This is a genomic window from Cupriavidus taiwanensis, from assembly GCF_900250075.1.
In the GTDB taxonomy this organism is placed as follows: Bacteria; Pseudomonadota; Gammaproteobacteria; order Burkholderiales; family Burkholderiaceae; genus Cupriavidus; species Cupriavidus taiwanensis_C.
The window spans coordinates 1,207,763-1,224,769 of the sequence record NZ_LT977070.1; the positions used below are offsets into that span (position 1 = coordinate 1,207,763).

At 68.1% G+C, this 17,007-nt stretch carries 16 protein-coding genes; 9 read left to right on the forward strand and 7 right to left on the reverse strand.

The features are described 5' to 3' along the window. Positions 1-4 precede the first annotated feature (4 nt). Complete coding sequence (locus CBM2588_RS05575; protein ID WP_231942108.1) at positions 5-1,228, forward strand: PA0069 family radical SAM protein; 1,224 nt, start codon at positions 5-7, stop codon at positions 1,226-1,228. Between the two features lie 317 nt (positions 1,229-1,545). Here the strand turns inward: CBM2588_RS05575 and CBM2588_RS05580 are convergent, their stop codons facing one another. The 4 genes from CBM2588_RS05580 to CBM2588_RS05595 form a co-directional block, all read right to left on the reverse strand. Further along, positions 1,546-2,037, reverse strand: a complete 492-nt coding sequence (locus CBM2588_RS05580; RefSeq protein ID WP_115679721.1) for an NINE protein — start codon at positions 2,035-2,037, stop codon at positions 1,546-1,548. Positions 2,038-2,180: 143 nt separating this feature from the next. Further along, the gene (locus CBM2588_RS05585) at positions 2,181-2,339 is read right to left on the reverse strand and encodes a hypothetical protein (RefSeq protein WP_018007039.1); all 159 of its coding nucleotides are present in this window, start codon (positions 2,337-2,339) and stop codon (positions 2,181-2,183) included. Between the two features lie 276 nt (positions 2,340-2,615). Further along, positions 2,616-3,011, reverse strand: coding sequence for a hypothetical protein (locus CBM2588_RS05590; protein WP_115679722.1), 396 nt, complete (start codon positions 3,009-3,011; stop codon positions 2,616-2,618). Between the two features lie 153 nt (positions 3,012-3,164). Next, positions 3,165-4,289, reverse strand: a complete 1,125-nt coding sequence (locus CBM2588_RS05595; protein WP_115679723.1) for a PQQ-dependent sugar dehydrogenase — start codon at positions 4,287-4,289, stop codon at positions 3,165-3,167. A 152-nt stretch (positions 4,290-4,441) separates the two neighbouring features. Here CBM2588_RS05595 and rpsP point away from each other — a divergent pair, with 152 nt between their 5' ends. The 5 genes from rpsP (at position 4,442) to CBM2588_RS05620 (ending at position 7,555) form a co-directional block, all read left to right on the forward strand. Continuing rightward, positions 4,442-4,693: a 30S ribosomal protein S16 gene (rpsP, locus tag CBM2588_RS05600; protein WP_115679724.1), complete on the forward strand. Its 252-nt coding sequence runs from the start codon at positions 4,442-4,444 to the stop codon at positions 4,691-4,693. A gap of 122 nt (positions 4,694-4,815) precedes the next feature. Beyond that, positions 4,816-5,439 (forward strand): ribosome maturation factor RimM, encoded by a 624-nt coding sequence (gene rimM / locus CBM2588_RS05605; RefSeq protein WP_172583562.1) that lies wholly within the window; start codon positions 4,816-4,818, stop codon positions 5,437-5,439. A 42-nt stretch (positions 5,440-5,481) separates the two neighbouring features. Further along, on the forward strand, positions 5,482-6,264 hold the full coding sequence (trmD, locus tag CBM2588_RS05610; protein ID WP_115679726.1) for a tRNA (guanosine(37)-N1)-methyltransferase TrmD: 783 nt from the start codon (positions 5,482-5,484) through the stop codon (positions 6,262-6,264). A 74-nt stretch (positions 6,265-6,338) separates the two neighbouring features. Continuing rightward, entirely contained in the window at positions 6,339-6,731 is a 393-nt protein-coding gene (gene rplS, locus CBM2588_RS05615; protein ID WP_012352117.1) for a 50S ribosomal protein L19, read from the forward strand. A gap of 143 nt (positions 6,732-6,874) precedes the next feature. Then, positions 6,875-7,555, forward strand: coding sequence for a CoA pyrophosphatase (locus CBM2588_RS05620; RefSeq protein ID WP_115679727.1), 681 nt, complete (start codon positions 6,875-6,877; stop codon positions 7,553-7,555). Between the two features lie 20 nt (positions 7,556-7,575). Here the strand turns inward: CBM2588_RS05620 and CBM2588_RS05625 are convergent, their stop codons facing one another. Beyond that, entirely contained in the window at positions 7,576-8,424 is an 849-nt protein-coding gene (locus tag CBM2588_RS05625; RefSeq protein ID WP_115679728.1) for a sulfurtransferase, read from the reverse strand. Positions 8,425-8,631: 207 nt separating this feature from the next. On the opposite strand from CBM2588_RS05625, the gene dnaE reads away from it, so the two are divergent. After that, positions 8,632-12,144, forward strand: coding sequence for a DNA polymerase III subunit alpha (gene dnaE / locus CBM2588_RS05630; RefSeq protein WP_115679729.1), 3,513 nt, complete (start codon positions 8,632-8,634; stop codon positions 12,142-12,144). A 30-nt stretch (positions 12,145-12,174) separates the two neighbouring features. Here dnaE and CBM2588_RS05635 read toward each other — a convergent pair whose 3' ends face one another. Further along, the gene (locus tag CBM2588_RS05635) at positions 12,175-13,248 is read right to left on the reverse strand and encodes a glycosyltransferase family 4 protein (RefSeq protein WP_115679730.1); all 1,074 of its coding nucleotides are present in this window, start codon (positions 13,246-13,248) and stop codon (positions 12,175-12,177) included. A gap of 47 nt (positions 13,249-13,295) precedes the next feature. Continuing rightward, positions 13,296-14,060 carry a glycosyltransferase family 2 protein gene (locus tag CBM2588_RS05640; RefSeq protein ID WP_115679731.1) on the reverse strand — a complete coding sequence of 255 codons (765 nt, stop codon included), beginning with the start codon at positions 14,058-14,060 and terminating at the stop codon, positions 13,296-13,298. Between the two features lie 314 nt (positions 14,061-14,374). Here CBM2588_RS05640 and CBM2588_RS05645 point away from each other — a divergent pair, with 314 nt between their 5' ends. Then, positions 14,375-15,148, forward strand: a complete 774-nt coding sequence (locus tag CBM2588_RS05645) for a glycosyltransferase family 25 protein (RefSeq protein WP_115681412.1) — start codon at positions 14,375-14,377, stop codon at positions 15,146-15,148. A gap of 99 nt (positions 15,149-15,247) precedes the next feature. Next, positions 15,248-16,972 (forward strand): lipid A export permease/ATP-binding protein MsbA, encoded by a 1,725-nt coding sequence (gene msbA / locus CBM2588_RS05650; protein WP_172583607.1) that lies wholly within the window; start codon positions 15,248-15,250, stop codon positions 16,970-16,972. Positions 16,973-17,007 lie beyond the last annotated feature (35 nt).

A 17,007-nucleotide genomic window follows, 5' to 3' on the forward strand; every position in this document is an offset into this window, starting at 1 on the left:
CAGCATGGAGCGCCCCCCGCCAAAACCCAAATCCCCCGCAAGGCCGCTCGCCGGCGCGGCGCGGCGCGAGGCCGATGCCGACGCGCAGGCGCCGCAGGCCGGCGCGCGGCCGCCCGTGGCGCGCAAGGGCCGCGGCGCCGTCAGCAACCTGCAGGGGCGTTTCGAGCGCGACCAGCGCGAGGCGTTCGACGATGGCTGGGGCCCGGTGCCGGAAGACACCGCTGCGGCGCCCATCGCGAGCGCGGACGACGCGCCGCTGCCGCCGCTGCGGACCGAGGTCCATTTCGAGCGCGCCCGCTCGGTGCTAACGCGCAATGCGTCGCCGGATGTCCCGTTCGACGTTTCGCTCAATCCCTACCGCGGCTGCGAGCATGGCTGCATCTATTGCTTCGCCCGGCCAACGCACGCCTACCTGGACCTGTCGCCGGGGCTGGACTTCGAAACCCAGCTCTATGCCAAGACCAATGCCGCCGAGCGCCTGCGCGAAACGCTGGCGCGGCCGTCATACCGTTGCGAGACCATCGCGCTGGGCGTCAACACCGACGCCTACCAGCCGATCGAGCGTGAACAGCGCATCACCCGCAGCCTGCTCGAAGTGCTGCACGAATGCGACCACCCGGTGGCGCTGATCACCAAGTCGTCGCTGATCGAGCGCGATATCGACCTGCTCGCGCCGATGGCGGCCAAGCGGCTGGCGGTGGCGGCACTGACCATCACCACGCTCGACGCCGGCATTGCGCGCACGCTGGAGCCGCGCGCGGCGACGCCGTCGCGCCGGCTGCGCACCATCCGCACGCTGACCGACGCCGGTATCCCGGTGGGGGTCAGCATCGCCCCGGTGATCCCCTTCATCACCGAGCCTGACCTGGAGCGCGTGCTGGAAGCGGCGCGCGAGGCGGGCGCCGTCTATGCGAATTACATCGTGCTGAGGTTGCCGTGGGAAGTGCGGCCGCTGTTCGAGGAGTGGCTGCAGGCGCACTTCCCTGATCGTGCCGAACGCGTCATGAACCGCGTGCGTGACATGCGCGAAGGCAAAGCCTACGATGCGAGCTTTGCCACGCGCATGCGCGGAACCGGCGTGTGGGCGGACTTGCTGCGCCAGCGCTTCTACAAGGCCGCCGAACGGCTCGGCTTCCGCTACAACCGGTTTGAACTGGATACTTCGCGTTTTCGCCCGCCAATGGCGGGCCCCAGCGGCAAGGACGATCCGCAGGGTTCGCTGTTCTGAGCCTTCAGAGCGGCTGCGGTGGCCTGCTGGTCGCCGATCATGCTGCTGGCGAGTTCCAGCGCGGCCTTGGCGCTCGATGGCGGCAGTCCCGAGGACAGCGCCAGCCGGACGGCGATCGCCGCCAGGCGTCCTTCCTCATAGCTTGGCATGTCGATTCTTGCTCCTTTGCGCTGCCGGGGCATGGCCTCGCCGCGCGTCGCGCCGCCAGGATCGGACGGCTCTACCAGTATGGGCGAATTGGCCGAAAGGGAAACCGGCGATTGCGGCCGCATTGACCGCGCACAAAAGATGATCGAGGGAGACGATGCGCTGGGAGCCTACTGCGACAGTTCGCGCGCGGCCTCGACCTGCGACTCGAAGAAGGTCTGGAAGCTGATCGCCAGCCCCGCCATCAGCAGGCCGGTACCGATCAGCAGCGACAGGATCACCAGGATCACCACCGGCCAGCCCGAGCGCGTGGGTTTGCCGTGCGGGTTGAAGCGGGCATCCCATTTGTCGTCCGGGCGCAACCCGTAGACGATGGCAGCCAGGAAGGCGCTGATGACGGAAATGCCGCCGGCCACGGCAAAGGTCCAGTTCAGTGCCGGGCTGCCCGCGCCGGTGGCCATCGAGGCCACGCCGATGGCGCCGGCCAGCAGCGCCAGCAGGTGCATCCAGCCATACAGGTCGCGCATGCCGCCCAGGTAGAAGCGGTGCGCGCCCAGGCTGCCGAACAGGAACGCCAGCACCACGGTCAGCAGCTTCGATTTGCCACGCGCGGACGGCGCGGCGAGCGGAGAGGCGTGGCGGGCTGGCGTGGCTGCGGGCATGGTCGGGAAGAGAGTTTCAGGCCTGGGGTGCAGGCCGGCGTTGCGCCGGCATGGAAATGGCGGCACAAGGGTACCGGCCGGCCCACATTGTACGCCGGCAGTCAGCGCAAGGAAGAGAAGTGCGTCAGAAGGCGCCAGCGGCGCTAATGCCAGCCGCCGGCGATCAGCCCGCGGATAAGGGCGGAGGCGTGCTCGCTGATATGGGTTTCGCTGTAAAGAACCAGGGTCAGGATGCCCATGAACAGGATCGACAGCGATAACTGGCCCGCATGTTCGGCCAGGTCGCTAAGCAGGGGTGACATGACAAACCTCACAGAATTATTGTCATTCTGGAGGCTGCGCCCGGGCCGTCTTGGTCGGGTCCCGGCAGGAGGTGTCGGGCAGAGGCAGGTCAGTTCGATTGCCGTCCGCACATGACGGCACGCTGTGAGCCCCGGACAGCGCCGGGCGGCAGCCTGTGTGCGCGCCCGGAATCGGGGCACACACTTAAGTAGAGACAGGCCGGGCGGGGGCGGAGTTCCGCAGCGAGCGACGGGCGCCGCGGTATTCAGCCGCCAGGGAAGCGGCGTCGGCTGCGATCACCGGCCGTTGTCGCGGCCGCGCGCTTGCCAGCCGGGGCCGACCTGGCCCTGGCGCGGCTCGTTGCGGGCGTCACTGGGGGGATTGCGTTCCGGACCGCGGCCACGGTTGTCGTCGCGGGCACCGGCGAGCGCGGCGCGGCGGCCGCTGAGGCGGTCGTCGGCGCGGGCGCGCGCCTCCATCCGGTCGATCTGCGCCTGCACGTGTTCACGGCTTTCGGCGCGCACGCTGGCCATCTGCCAGCCATCGCCGGACTGGATCCGGGCGGGCCGGCCATCGGAACGGACTTGTTGCCAGAACGCGACCTGGGCATGGCTGGCGCCTACCGCGCCGACCAGGCCCGAGGCCACCAGGATGCCAGCCACCAGGTCGCGCAGGAGAGAGCGGGTGAGCATGCGGATTCCCAGGGTCCTGTCGCGCTGTGTTGCTGTTGGAAGATGGGTTCATGGTACGCATGGGGCATCGGGGCGCCTATGCCAATCCCGTTACCGGTGTAACGGATTGTTTCGCCCGCACAAAGCCGCGCGGGGCGGGGCTTTCAGCCGGATTCAGGGCTGGTAGCGGATGCGGTAAATCGCCCCTGCGTGGTCGTCGCTGACCAGCAGCGAACCGTCAGGCGCGACCAGGACATCGGCGGGCCGGCCCCAGGCCCTGCCGCCGCGCAGCCAGCCCTGCGCGAACACCTCCTGGCGCACGGCCTTGCCGGCGCCGTCCAGCACCACGCGGACCACGCGGTAGCCGGAGGGCTCGCTGCGGTCCCAACTGCCGTGTTCGGCAATCAGGACGTTGTTGCGGTAGTCCGGCGGGAACTGCGTGCCGGTGTAGAAGCGCATGCCCAGCGCGGCGACGTGCGCGCCCAGGCGCGCCACCGGCGGCACGAATTCGGAGCACGGGCGCTTGCCGCCGAATTCCGGGTCGGCGACGTTGCCGGCATGGCAGTAGGGGTAGCCGAAATGCTGGCCGGGCGCGGTGACGCGGTTCAGTTCGTCGTCGGGCACGTCGTCGCCCATGCGGTCGCGGCCGTTGTCGGTGAACCACAGTTCGCGCGTGGCGGGGTGCCAGTCGAAGCCGACGGTGTTGCGCACGCCGCGCGCGACCACCTGCAGGCCGCTGCCGTCGGGCTTCATCCTGACGATGTTGGCATAGCGGGTTTCGTCGGGCTCGCACACGTTGCAGGGGGCGCCGGTGGCGACGTACAGGTAGCCGTCCGGGCCGAAGCCGATGTATTTGCCGCCGTGGTGCCCGTCCGACGGAAAGCGGTCGCTCACCACCCGGGGCGCGGGCGGCTGGTCCAGGCGGGACTCGATCTGGTCGAGCCGCACGATCCTGGAGACCGAGGACGCGTACAGGCTGCCGTCATGGAAGGCCACGCCGAGCGGGTTGCGCAAGCCGGTGGCGACAGTGCGCACCCGCGGGCGGGCGCCGAGCGCATCGCTGACCGCATAGAGCTTGCCTTCGCTGCGCGATCCCACGAACAGCGTGCCGGACGGCGACATCGCCATGGCGCGCGCGCCGGGCACGTCGTCGGTCAGCACCTCGATGCGGAAGCCGGGCGGCAGGCGCAGCTGGTCCAGCGGCAGCGCGGCCAGCGCGGACTGGCTCGTTGCCAGTACCATCAGCGCCAGCAGCGTACGCGGTACCATGCCGACCATGAAGTGCAGAGCGGGACGCATGTATGGCCTCCTGTCGCGGTTTTTGCCACGATGCCCGCGCCGCGTTCACGCGTCAACCACCTAAGTGTTTGTTTGGCCTCGGGAATTGGGCTATACTCTTGCGTTTCGTGTTCGAACGCCCTTGAACACCCCGTTTTCTGAGGAATCATTCCATGGTCGTTATCCGTCTGGCTCGCGGCGGCAGCAAGAAGCGCCCGTTCTTCAACATCGTCGCCACCGACTCGCGCAACCGTCGCGATGGTCGTTTCATTGAGCGCGTTGGTTTCTACAACCCGCTGGCAGCCGAAGGTGAAGAAGGCCTGCGCCTGGCGCAAGACCGCCTGGCCTACTGGCAAGGCGTCGGCGCCCAGCTGTCGCCGACCGTTGCCCGCCTGGTCAAGCAAGGCGCCAAGGCTGCTGCCTGATTGCCGTCTGCAACGCGCCCTGCCGTATCCGGCGGGGCGCGTTTGCATTAAGACCACGCGCACCCGTGACTGAGCCAAAGCAGGACGCCGGGCGGCCGACGCGGCCGCCGCTGAACCGGTCCATGAACCGGCCGCAGGGCGAGCCCGCCAAGGCACTCAGGTTGCCCGCGGCGCTGCTGTATGCCGATCCGCTGCCCGAAGACCTGGTGGAAGTCGGCTATGTCAGCGCTGCCTATGGCATCCGTGGCTGGATCAAGGTCCAGCCGCATGCCGACGATGCGTCGGCGCTGCTGCACGCCCGCCGCTGGTGGCTGCTGAGCCCGCCTCAGGCGGGGCTGGTGGTGGCCGAGGGGGCGCGGGCCGAGCCCGTCTGCGTGAAGATCGCGCATTCGCGCGAGCACAGCGGCACGGTGGTGGCGCAGGCTGCCGGCGTAGCCGACCGCAATCTTGCGGAAGCGCTGCGTGGCCGTCGCGTGTGGATCCGGCGCGCGGATTTTCCGGCGCCGGAAGAAGATGAGTTCTACTGGGTCGACCTGATCGGCTGCAGCGTCAGCAACGAGCAAGGCGAGTTGCTGGGCGAGGTGTCCGGGCTGATCGACAACGGTGCCCACCAGATCCTGCAGGTTGCCTTCGTGCAGCCCGACGGCAAGGCCGGCGAACGGCTGATTCCATTTGTCGACGCGTTCCTGCGCACGGTGGATACCGCGGGCAAGCGCATCGTGGTGGACTGGGGGCTCGATTACTGAGCAGTGCCTGCGTGGATGCGGGATAAGGAAGGGAGAGAGCGGATGCAGTTCGACGTGATCACGCTGTTTCCCGAAATGTTTCGCGCGCTGACCGACTGGGGCATTACCAGCCGGGCAGCCAAGCAGCAGCGGTATGCGTTGCGCAGCTGGAATCCGCGTGATTTCACCGTCGACAACTACCGCACCATCGACGACCGGCCCTATGGCGGCGGTCCCGGCATGGTGATGCTGGCCAAGCCGCTGGACGATGCCATCGATGCCGCGGTGGCGGCGCAGGCGCAAGCCGGCGTGGCGAAGCCGCATGTGGTGCTGATGTCGCCGCAGGGCCAGACGCTGACGCATGCCAAGGTCATGGAGCTGGCGCAGCGGCCGGGCCTGGTGTTGCTGTGCGGCAGGTACGAGGCGATCGACCAGCGGCTGATCGACCGCCGCGTGGACGAGGAAATCAGCCTCGGCGATTTCGTGCTGTCGGGCGGCGAACTGCCGGCGATGGCGCTGATCGACGCGGTGGTGCGCCACCTGCCCGGCGTGCTGGGCGACGCGCAGTCGGCGGTGCAGGACAGCTTTGTCAACGGCCTGCTCGATTGTCCGCACTACACCCGGCCGGAAGAATATGAAGGCGTGCGGGTTCCCGACATCCTGCTCGGGGGCCATCATGCCGAGATTGAAAAATGGCGGCGCCAGCAGGCGCTGGCCAATACCGCGCGCAAGCGTCCCGACCTGATCGAGGCAGCCCGCGCGCAAGGTTTGCTGACCCGTGCCGACGAGAAATACCTGTCGGAATGGGTGGCGAAGGAAGGGCGGGGGGAAACTCCCGCCAGGTAAAACCCCATCCTCTGCCGGGGCCCGGGAAGTCCTGGGGCATACAACGCCGGCACGATGGTTACGGAGAAGAAACGATGAACCTCATCGAACAGATCGAGAAGGAAGAGATCGCGCGCCTGACCGCGAACAAGACCATCCCCGCATTCGCGCCCGGCGACACCGTCGTCGTCAGCGTCAATGTGGTCGAAGGTAACCGCAAGCGCGTGCAGGCCTACGAAGGCGTCGTGATTGCCAAGCGCAACCGCGGCCTGAACTCGTCCTTCATCGTGCGCAAGATCTCGTCGGGTGAAGGCGTGGAGCGTACGTTCCAGCTGTACTCGCCGCTGATCGCCGGCATCGAAGTGAAGCGCCGCGGCGACGTGCGTCGCGCGAAGCTGTACTACCTGCGCCAGCGTTCGGGCAAGTCCGCACGTATCAAGGAAAAGCTGGTGTCGAAGGCTGCCGCCGCTGCCAAGGCCGCGGAGTAAGCCGGACGTGCCGGCCGGGGCGACCCGGCCAGCGTTTCCTCAGGAAGGGCACCCCAGGGTGCCCTTTTTGCATGGTGGCGCGGGGCCACTGCCGCGCTTTGCTGCGGCGCCAGATGGCGCGCTTCTGTCATACTTGCGATGTTATGCGTCCCGCCTTCGATCCCGAATCCCTTCCCGTCATCGATACCGACCTGCGCAACGGCGCGTTGAGCGCGCCGCGCCTGCAGGTCGACTTTATCCGGCACCGCTTTCGCGCGCCGCCGGCGTGGGCGCCGGAGCTGACCGACGAGTCGCGGGTCTACGATCGCAGCCGCGGGCTGCGCGATGCCGCGGTGCTGGTGCCGCTGGTCGAGCGCAGCGATGGCCTGACGGTGCTGCTGACGCAGCGCAATGCCAATCTCAGCGCGCATGCCGGTCAGATCAGCTTTCCCGGCGGGCGGCAGGAGTCGTGGGACGTCAACCGCATCGACACCGCGCTGCGCGAGACGGAAGAAGAAGTCGGGCTGGAGCGCGACTATGTCGAGGTGCTGGGCGCGCTGCCGGATTACATCACCGGCACCGGCTTCCATGTGAGCCCGGTGGTGGGCCTGGTGCGCGATGGCTTCACGCTGCGGCCGGACGCCTCGGAAGTGGCCGATGTCTTTGAAGTGCCGCTGGCCTTTCTGATGGATCCGTCGCACCATGAGCGGCGCCTGTTCCGCTGGGTCGACGGCGAACGCATGTTCTACGCCATGCCCTATCCGCGCGAGAACGGCGGCCAGCGCTTTATCTGGGGCGCCACCGCCGGCATGCTGCGCAACCTCTACCACCTGCTCGCGGCCTGAGCCGCGTACGCGGGCAGCCCTCAGGCGGCGGCCCGGTCCTTGCCGCCGATGCAGTGCGGGCAGCTCTTGCCGACCACATAGTGCGGGCTTTGCTGCTGTTCGGGCGTGACCACGGCGCGGCAGGCAAAGCACTGCTTCGGCCCGGCCGGTTCCAGGCTGGGGTTCAGCGCGGTGCGGTAGTCGAAGACGAAGCAGTCGCCGCGATAGTGGCTGCCGCCGACTTCCTCGAAGTACTTCAGGATGCCGCCTTCGAGCTGGTAGACGCGCTCGATGCCGACCTCCTGCATGTGGATCGCGGCCTTCTCGCAGCGGATGCCGCCGGTGCAGAACGAGACCACGGTCTTGCCTGCCAGGTCTGCCTTGTGCGCGGCGACGGCGTCGGGAAATTCGCTGAACTTGGCGATGTCGTACTCGACCGCGTCCTCGAAGGTGCCGACCGCCACCTCGAAATCATTGCGGGTATCGAGCATCACCACCGGACGGCCTTCATCGTCGTGCCCCTGGTCCAGCCAGCGCTTCAGGTCCACCGGCCGCACCGACGGCGCGCGGCCCGCCTCGGGGCGGATCAGCGGCATCTTCATGGTGATGATTTCCTTCTTGGCGCGCACCAGCATGCGCTTGAAGGGCTGGTGGTCCGACAGGCTTTCCTTGGGCGCGATATCGGCAAAGCGCGCATCGGCATGCAGCCACGCCATGAAGCCGTCGATCGCTGCGCGCGGACCGGCCAGGAACATGTTGATGCCTTCCGGCGCGAGCAGGATGGTGCCCTTCAGGCCCGCCGCCTCGCAGCGCTCGCGCATGGCCGGACGCAGGGTCTCGATGTCGTCCAGCGAGACAAACTTGTAAGCGGAAATATTGACGATCTGCATGGGACCCTGCGCCGCCGCGGCGGCGTCCCGAGGGGCGCCGACAGCCTGCGATAACTGCCTGATTGGAAAGGCGAAATTATAGCGTGCGCGGACCCTGCGCGTGGCGCATTCCCAAGCACGCCACTCCGCTATGCGCGCGCGCTGCCCGCTCCGGTGGCGCGCAACATTGGCGGCATGCGGGCGGGCCGAGCCGGTACAATGTCGCCCATGTCCGCACCCCGCTTCGTCCACCTCCGCCTGCATTCCGAATACTCCGTCGTGGACGGCATTGTCCGCCTCGATGATGCCGTCAAGGCCGCCGCCGCCGATGGCATGGGCGCGCTCGCCCTGACCGACCTTGCCAACGCCTTCGGGCTGATCCGCTACTACAAGGAAGCGCGCGGCAAGGGCGTGAAGCCGGTGGTCGGCGCCGATGTGTGGCTGACCAACGCCGAGGACCGCGACAAGCCCGCGCGCCTGCTGCTGCTGGTGCAGGACCGGCGCGGCTACCTGAACCTGTGCATGCTGCTGTCGCGCGCGTGGCTGGGCAACCAGCATCGCGGCCGCGCCGAGATCGATCCGTCGTGGTTCCTGGAGCCGGGCGAGGACGACCTGCCGCTGGCCACCGGCCTGATTGCGCTGTCGGGCGCGATGGGCGGCGATATCGGCATGGCGCTGGCCAACGGCAATGCCGACGGCGCGCGCCGTGCCGCGCAGCACTGGGCCTCGGTGTTCCCGCAGCGCTTCTATATCGAACTGCAGCGCGCCGGCCACGCCGGCACCGATGCCTATGTGCAGCAGGCCGTGCAGCTTGCGGCCGAGCTGCAATTGCCGGTGGTTGCCACGCATCCGGTGCAGTTCATGACGCCGGACGACTACACCGCGCATGAAGCGCGCGTCTGCATCGCCGAGGGCGAACTGCTGGCCAACCCGCGCCGCACGCGGCGCTTCACCACCGACCAGTACTTCAAGACCCAGGACGAGATGTGCGCGCTGTTCGCGGACATTCCGTCGGCGCTGGAGAACGCGGTCGAGATCGCGCGCCGCTGCAACCTGACGCTGGAGCTGGGCAAGCCGCGCCTGCCGCTGTTCCCGACGCCGGACGGCATGTCGCTCGACGACTACCTCGTGTTCATGGCCAAGGACGGCCTCGAGAAGCGCCTCGCGGTGCTGTTCCCGGACGAGGCGGTGCGCGAGGCCAAGCGCCCGGAATACTACGCGCGGCTGGAGTTCGAGACCGGCACCATCATCAAGATGGGCTTCCCCGGCTACTTCCTGATCGTGGCGGACTTTATCAACTGGGCCAAGAACAACGGGGTGCCGGTGGGCCCGGGCCGCGGCTCGGGTGCAGGCTCGCTGGTCGCCTATGCGCTGGGCATTACCGATCTGGACCCGCTCAAGTACGCGCTGCTGTTCGAGCGTTTCCTGAACCCGGAACGGGTCTCGATGCCCGACTTCGACATCGACTTCTGCCAGCACGGCCGCGATCGCGTGATCACGTACGTGAAGGAAAAGTACGGCAAGGACGCGGTGTCGCAGATCGCCACCTTCGGCACCATGGCAGCCAAGGCCGCGGTGCGCGACGTGGGCCGCGTGCTCGACCTCGGCTACGGCTTCGTCGACGGCATCGCCAAGCTGATCCCGTTCAAGCCGGGCAAGCTGGTCACCATCGAAGAAGCCAAGAAGGAAGAGCCGCTGCTGACCGAGCGCGAGCGCAACGAGGAAGAAGTGCGCCAGCTGCTGGAGCTGGCGCAGCGCGTCGAGGGCATGACCCGCAACGTCGGCATGCACGCCGGCGGCGTGCTGATCGCGCCCGGCAGGCTGACCGACTTCTGTCCGCTGTACACGCAGGGCGGGCAGAACGACGGCATGAGCGGCGTGGTCAGCCAGTACGACAAGGACGACGTCGAGGCCGCCGGCCTGGTCAAGTTCGACTTTCTGGGCCTGACCACGCTGACCATCCTGGACTGGGCCGAGCGCTATATCCGCCGCCTGGACCCGAGCAAGGCCGACTGGAACTGCAGCCATATCCCGCTCGACGACGGCCCCGCCTTCGACATCCTCAAGACCGCCAACACGGTCGCCGTGTTCCAGCTGGAAAGCCGCGGCATGCAGGGCATGCTGAAGGATGCCAAGCCCGACCGCTTCGAGGACATCATCGCGCTGGTGGCGCTGTACCGGCCCGGCCCGATGGACCTGATTCCCAGCTTCTGTGCGCGCAAGCACGGCCGCGAGAAGGTGGAGTATCCCGATCCGCGCGTCGAACCCGTCCTGAAAGAGACCTACGGCATCATGGTCTACCAGGAGCAGGTGATGCAGATGGCGCAGATCATCGGCGGTTACTCGCTGGGCGGCGCCGACCTGCTGCGCCGCGCCATGGGCAAGAAGAAGCCCGAGGAAATGGCGCAGCACCGCGTCATGTTCCGCGAGGGCGCCGACAAGAACGGGCTGTCCGCGCAGCAGGCCGACGATATCTTCGACCTGATGGAGAAGTTCGCGGGCTACGGCTTCAACAAGTCGCACGCGGCCGCCTATGCACTGCTGGCGTACTACACCGCGTGGCTCAAGGCCCACCATCCGGCCGAATTCATGGCAGCCAACATGTCGCTGGCCATGGACGACACCGACAAGGTCAAGATCCTCTACGAGGACTGCAAGCTCAACAAGATCGCGGTGCTGCCGCCCGACGTCAACGCCAGCGAGTACCGCTTCGCGCCGACCGATCCGAAGACCATCCGCTACGGCCTCGGCGGCATCAAGGGCAGCGGGCAGGGCGCGATCGAGGACATCCTGCGCGCGCGCGAGGAGCGGCCCTTCACCGACCTGTTCGATTTCTGCGAGCGGGTCGACCGCCGCCAGGTCAACCGACGCACCATCGAGGCGCTGATCCGCGCCGGCGCCTTCGACAGCCTCAACGACAACCGCGCGCAGCTGCTCGCGTCGGTGCCGATTGCGATGGAAGCCGCCGAGCAGAAGGCAGAATCCGCCAACCAGGTGTCGCTGTTCGACCTGATGGGCGACGCCGGCGAGGCGCACCGCCCGGAGCTGCTCGACGAGCCGCGCTGGAGCCCCAAGCGCACGCTGCAGGAAGAGAAGCAGGCGCTCGGTTACTACTTCTCGGGCCACCTGTTCGACGCCTACCGCGACGAGGTACGCCGCTTCAACAAGGGCACGCTGGCCGGGCTGGAAAAGGAAGTGCAGGGCAACGGCGGCGGCTTCGGCCGCGACGTGCGCGGCAAGACCATCGCCGGCGTGATCAGCGGCATGCGCACACAGATGACCCAGCGCGGCAAGATGCTGATCGTCACGCTCGACGACGGCACCGGCCTGGTCGAGATGACCGTGTTCAACGAGGTCTTCGACGCCAACCGGCAGATGTTTCGCGAGGACGAACTGCTGATCGCCACGGGGAATGCGCGGCACGATACCTTCACCGGCGGCGTGCGCTTCACCGCCGAATCGGTGATGGACCTGGTCGCCGCGCGGGTGCGCTTTGCCAGCGCGGTGCGGCTGTCGATGAACGGCAATTCCTCGACCGGCATGCTGCGCGAGCTGCTGATGCCTCACCTGGCCCGTGCCAGCGGCGTGCAGGGCCTGCCGGTGCGGATCCGCTACGAGGCGAAGTCCGCCAGCTGCGAGGCCATGCTCGGTCCCGACTGGCAGGTAGTGCCGTCGGACGAGGCGCTGACCGCGCTGCGCCAGGTGCTGTCGGCGGATGCCGTCAGCACGGTCTACGAATAAGCGCGGCCTGAATTTGTTGCCGACGCCGCTTCAGGCGGCGTGCCGGGCGGCGCGCGCGTCGGCGGCGAGCCGCAGCAGGGTGTCGACATGGACCTCGATGCCCGGATCGTAGTCGAGCAGCGCCAGCGGGTTCGCCAGCCGCGCCTGGCCGCTGCGCACCGACGCCACCGCGGCGCGGATGGCATGGTCCAGGGTCTCGCTGCGCTCGCGCGAGAACGCATGCACCGCCTGCGGCCGGATCACTTCCAGGCAGGCGATATTGTCGGCAAACACCAGCGGCGTGCCGCACAGCACCGATTCCACCCCCACCAGCCCGAACGGCTCATAGCCCGACGCCAGGATGGTGAAGTCGGCGGCGCGGTACAGTGCGTCGATGCGGCTGCTGTAGCCCAGCTCGCGCACGCGCGGGATGGTGCGCCCGACCGGGCGGCCGGCCACGGCCAGCGTGATCGGCAGGTCCGAGCGGGAGAAATAATCGGCGAGCAGGTCGAAGCCCTTGCGCGCATGGCCCGATGACGGGAACAGGAACACGATCTCGTCGTCGCCGAAGCCGAATTCGCGCCGCAGCGCCGCGCGCGCCGCGGCATCGACCGGGGTGAAGCGCTGCGTGTCGACCGGCGGGTAGACAAGCTCGACGCGCTCGGGCGCGATGCCGTACAGCTCGGTCACTTCGCGCCGCATCAGCGCGGAATGCGCCACCACGCGGTGCGCGCCGGCATATTGCGCGCTTTCGAGGTCGATCTGCCACTGGTCCGAGCGCCGCGCCGGCGTGCCGCGCGCGGCGAGGTAGCCGCGATGCGTGCCGCCGCAGATGGCGATATCGGAACCGCGCACGCGGTTGCAGCCGATCAGCGCTTCGCCGGCATCGCGCAGCCCCTGCAGCCGCCACGAGAAATAGCGGTCGCGCAGCTTGCCGGGCAGCCACGACACCACGATCCGATGCGCCGCAACCCCGGCGGACGCCGCCACGCCGGCGTCGAAGCGGCGCGCGTAGACCGAGACTTCGGTATCGGCGCGCTTCGCCATGGCCCGGCTGATGTCGAGCGCGTAGCGCTCCAGGCCGCCGCCGGCGCCGAAGCGATTGCAGGAGATGCCAACTTTCATCGATCGAGAAGGTAAGGGTGGGGCGCCGCGCGGCCGCGTCGGGCGCTTCAGCCGGCGGCCTTGTTTTCGGCCGCGGCGTGCAGTTGCGCCAGCTTGGCGTACTTGTAGTAGCTGGCCTGCGCATTCATCAACGCGACGCCGAAGCCTGCGCTGCCGTCGAGGAAGCCGCGCTTGAGCAGGTAGGTGCGCACGAACGCCCACAGGCCGTGGCCCGCCGCCGATGCAACCGAGCTGCGCTTGCCGCGCGCGTAGGCCTGCTGCGCGCCGGCGCTGGAATAGCTGTCGATCTTGCGCAGCACGTCCGACAGCGAGCGGTAGCTGTAGTGCACCAGCGGCTCGCGCAGCCGCGTGACCGGGTCGTCCACCTTGAGGTGCTCGTGCACCAGATCGTCGGTGAAGCGGCCGCGGCCCTTGCGGAAGACGCGGGTGACGTAGTCCGGATACCAGCCGGCGTGGCGCACGAAGGTGCCGCAGAAAGCGGACAGGCGCGGCAGCGCCAGCGCGCGTGCGTCTGCCTGCTGCAAGTGCTTCAGGATTTCATCGCGCAGCGCCGGCGGGACGCGTTCATCGGCGTCCAGGCTGAGGATCCAGTCGCCGCTGGCGGCCTGGACCGCGCGGTTTTTCTGCGGGCCGAAACCTGGCCAGTCGTCGGTCTGGATCACGGTGGCGCCGGCGGCACGCGCGATCGCCACCGTGTCGTCCGTGCTGGCCCAATCCACTATAATCGCCTCTTCGCACCAGGACACGCTTTCAAGGCATGGCCCGATATTGTGAGCTTCATTCCTGGTAATGATGACGGCGGAGACTTTCATGGAACGTAGGGACGCGCCCCGTCCGGGCCAGGCCGGCCAGCCGCCGGCGTCGCCGCCAGCCGGGCGCTGATGGAAGAGCGCGTATTCTACCGCACCGACGCAGTGGCCCCGCAGCCGCCTGCCCGCGATTGCCGGTGCGCACCGGCGCGCGCCGAAGCCCAGATCTCAGTTGCCAAATTGATGACACGAGCACATTGGTCCCGATTCGCAGGGATGGAAACGGTTTTATCCCTGGTGGCATGTGCCGCATCGATCGCCGCCGCATCGATCTCCCTTTCACGCCGGACCGGCCAGCACGCACGGGCGGTGGCGGCATGATCGGCGCCTATGTGATCAACCTCGAAACCGCGCAGGCGCGCCGCGAGCGCATTGCCGGCCAGCTGACGCGCCTGGGCGTGCCGTTCCAGGTGTTTGCCGCCGTGAATGGACGCGCGCTGGCCGAGGACGAGGTCGCGCGCCGCTATGATGCGCAGGCCGCCAGCACCAGCTACCGCCCGATGAGCCGCGGAGAGATCGGCTGCGCGCTGAGCCATCTCGGGGTCTACCGCAAGATGCTAGAGGACGGCGCCAGCCTGGCGCTGGTGCTGGAAGACGATGCACTGCTGGGCGATGACGTGCCGGCGGTGCTCGAGGCGCTGGCGTCGCAGCTGGACCCTGCCCGACCGGAGGTCGTGCTGCTGTCGCATGTCGACAAATTCACCCGCTGGGGCACCAGGCCGCTCGGCCAACGACGCAAGCTGGTGCGCCGCTATGGCGAATGGTGGCGCGCGCATGGCTACGTCGTCACCCGCGCGGCCGCAGAGCGGCTGCTTGCCGGGCTGCAGCCGACCTGGTGCGCGGCCGACTACTGGTCCGCGTTCGAGCGGCGCGGACTAGTCACGGTGCGCGCCGTGGTCCCGTATTGCATCGGCCTGACCGAACTGGCCGAGGCCTCGTCGCTGGAAACGCATCGCGCCGACCTCGACGCCACCGACAAGGCGCGCCGCAGTGTCGGCTATTATCTGCGCCGCTATGTCTACCAGCGCTTCCTGTTCCAGGTCTTCGTCAGGCCCTTCCTGCGCGTCGCGCGCCAGAAGCGGCCGGGCTAGCGCCGCGCCCTGGTGCCGCAACGCCGCCATCACCCAGAAGAAAACTCAGTGACCACATCCAAACCGCCCATCTCGCCAGGTGCCGCCGTGCCGTCCAGCATGGCCAGCCGGCTCTGGTCTTACCTGCGCCCCGAGCTGCGCATCTTCATCGGCGCCATCCTCGCGATGGCGGTGGTGGCCGCCAGCGAAGGGGTGATCCCCAAGGTCGTCAACGACCTGCTCGACAAGGGCTTCGGCGGCGACTATGCCGGCACGCTGTGGCATGTGCCGGCGATCCTGACCGGCGTGGCGCTGATCCGCGGCGTGGCGCAGTTTGCCTCGGGCTACCTGCTCAACCTGATCTCGAACCGCGTGCTGCTGAAGATGCGGCTGCAGATGTTCGAGCGCCTGCTGCAGGCGCCGGCGTCGTTCTACCACCGCAATACCGCGGCGTCGCTGATCAACGCGGTGATCTTCGAGGTCAACCAGGTGCTGCAGATCCTGACCAGCGTGTTCATCACGCTGGTGCGCGATTCGCTGACCGTGGTCGCGCTGCTGATCTACCTGTTCTACACCAACTGGCGCCTGACGCTGATCGTCGCGGTGATCCTGCCGGTGATCGGCTACCTGATGTCGAAGATCAACCGCCGGCTGCGCAAGCTCAACCGCGATCACCAGACCTATACCAACAACGCCGCCTACGTGGTCGAAGAGGCCGTGGGCGGCTACAAGGTGGTCAAGCTGCATGGCGGCGAGGCCTATGAACTGCGGCGCTTCCGCACCGTGGCCGAGCGGCTCAAGAATTACTCGATGCGGATGGCGGTGGCGGGCGGGCTGAACCAGCCGGTCACGGCGTTCCTGGCGGCGCTGGCGCTGTCGGTGATCATCACCATCGCCATGGTGCAGGCGCAGGCCAACCAGACCACGGTGGGCGGCTTTACCGGCTTCGTGATGGCGATGCTGCTGCTGATCTCGCCGCTCAAGCACCTGACCGACATCAACCAGCCGCTGACGCGCGGCATCACCGCCGCCGAGATGATCTTCCGGCTGATCGACGAACCGGTGGAGCCGCAGGACGGCGGCAAGCCGCTTGCCCGCGCCCGCGGCGAACTGGCCTTCGAGCAGGTCGGCTTCCGCTATGGCGAGGCGCCGCGCGCCGCGCTGGAAGGCATCGACCTGCGCGTCAGCCCGGGCGAGGTGGTGGCGCTGGTGGGCCCGTCGGGCAGCGGCAAGACCACGCTGGTCAACCTGGTGCCGCGCTTCTTCGATCCCACCTCGGGGCGCATCCTGCTCGACGGCGTGCCGCTGACCGAGCTGGCGCTCAAGGACCTGCGCAACCAGATCGCCTTTGTCAGCCAGGACGTGGTGCTGTTCAACGACACGGTCGCGGCCAATGTGGCCTATGGCGCGCAGCCCGGCAGCGAGATCGACATGGCCCGTGTCGAGCGCGCGCTGGCGGCAGCCTACCTGACCGACACCGTCAAGGGCCTGCCCGAGGGCGTGCAGACCAATATCGGCGACAACGGCATGAAGCTGTCCGGCGGCCAGCGCCAGCGCCTGGCGATCGCGCGCGCGCTGTACAAGGATGCGCCGATCCTGATCCTGGACGAGGCCACCTCGGCGCTGGACTCGGAATCGGAGCGGCAGGTGCAGGCGGCACTGGAGGAGCTGATGAAGGGCCGCACCACGCTGGTGATCGCGCACCGGCTGTCGACCATCGAGAATGCCGATCGCATCGCCGTGCTTGACCATGGCCGCGTCGCCGAGACCGGCAGCCACGCGCAGCTGCTGGCGGCCAATGGCCTGTACGCCGGCCTGCACCGGATCCAGTTCGCCAGCCAGTAGGCGGCGGGGAACCATCAAGAAAAAGGGCCGGCGCA

Excerpts from the sequence above, each read along its gene's own strand:
- CBM2588_RS05575 (WP_231942108.1), top strand. The coding sequence starts at position 5 with ATGGAGCGCCCCCCGCCAAAACCCAAATCCCCCGCAAGGCCGCTCGCC.
- CBM2588_RS05580 (WP_115679721.1), bottom strand. The coding sequence starts at position 2,037 with ATGCCCGCAGCCACGCCAGCCCGCCACGCCTCTCCGCTCGCCGCGCCG.
- CBM2588_RS05585 (WP_018007039.1), bottom strand. The coding sequence starts at position 2,339 with ATGTCACCCCTGCTTAGCGACCTGGCCGAACATGCGGGCCAGTTATCG.
- CBM2588_RS05590 (WP_115679722.1), bottom strand. The coding sequence starts at position 3,011 with ATGCTCACCCGCTCTCTCCTGCGCGACCTGGTGGCTGGCATCCTGGTG.
- CBM2588_RS05595 (WP_115679723.1), bottom strand. The coding sequence starts at position 4,289 with ATGCGTCCCGCTCTGCACTTCATGGTCGGCATGGTACCGCGTACGCTG.
- rpsP (WP_115679724.1), top strand. The coding sequence starts at position 4,442 with ATGGTCGTTATCCGTCTGGCTCGCGGCGGCAGCAAGAAGCGCCCGTTC.
- rimM (WP_172583562.1), top strand. The coding sequence starts at position 4,816 with ATGAACCGGCCGCAGGGCGAGCCCGCCAAGGCACTCAGGTTGCCCGCG.
- trmD (WP_115679726.1), top strand. The coding sequence starts at position 5,482 with ATGCAGTTCGACGTGATCACGCTGTTTCCCGAAATGTTTCGCGCGCTG.
- rplS (WP_012352117.1), top strand. The coding sequence starts at position 6,339 with ATGAACCTCATCGAACAGATCGAGAAGGAAGAGATCGCGCGCCTGACC.
- CBM2588_RS05620 (WP_115679727.1), top strand. The coding sequence starts at position 6,875 with ATGCGTCCCGCCTTCGATCCCGAATCCCTTCCCGTCATCGATACCGAC.
- CBM2588_RS05625 (WP_115679728.1), bottom strand. The coding sequence starts at position 8,424 with ATGCAGATCGTCAATATTTCCGCTTACAAGTTTGTCTCGCTGGACGAC.
- dnaE (WP_115679729.1), top strand. The coding sequence starts at position 8,632 with ATGTCCGCACCCCGCTTCGTCCACCTCCGCCTGCATTCCGAATACTCC.
- CBM2588_RS05635 (WP_115679730.1), bottom strand. The coding sequence starts at position 13,248 with ATGAAAGTTGGCATCTCCTGCAATCGCTTCGGCGCCGGCGGCGGCCTG.
- CBM2588_RS05640 (WP_115679731.1), bottom strand. The coding sequence starts at position 14,060 with ATGAAAGTCTCCGCCGTCATCATTACCAGGAATGAAGCTCACAATATC.
- CBM2588_RS05645 (WP_115681412.1), top strand. The coding sequence starts at position 14,375 with ATGATCGGCGCCTATGTGATCAACCTCGAAACCGCGCAGGCGCGCCGC.
- msbA (WP_172583607.1), top strand. The coding sequence starts at position 15,248 with ATGGCCAGCCGGCTCTGGTCTTACCTGCGCCCCGAGCTGCGCATCTTC.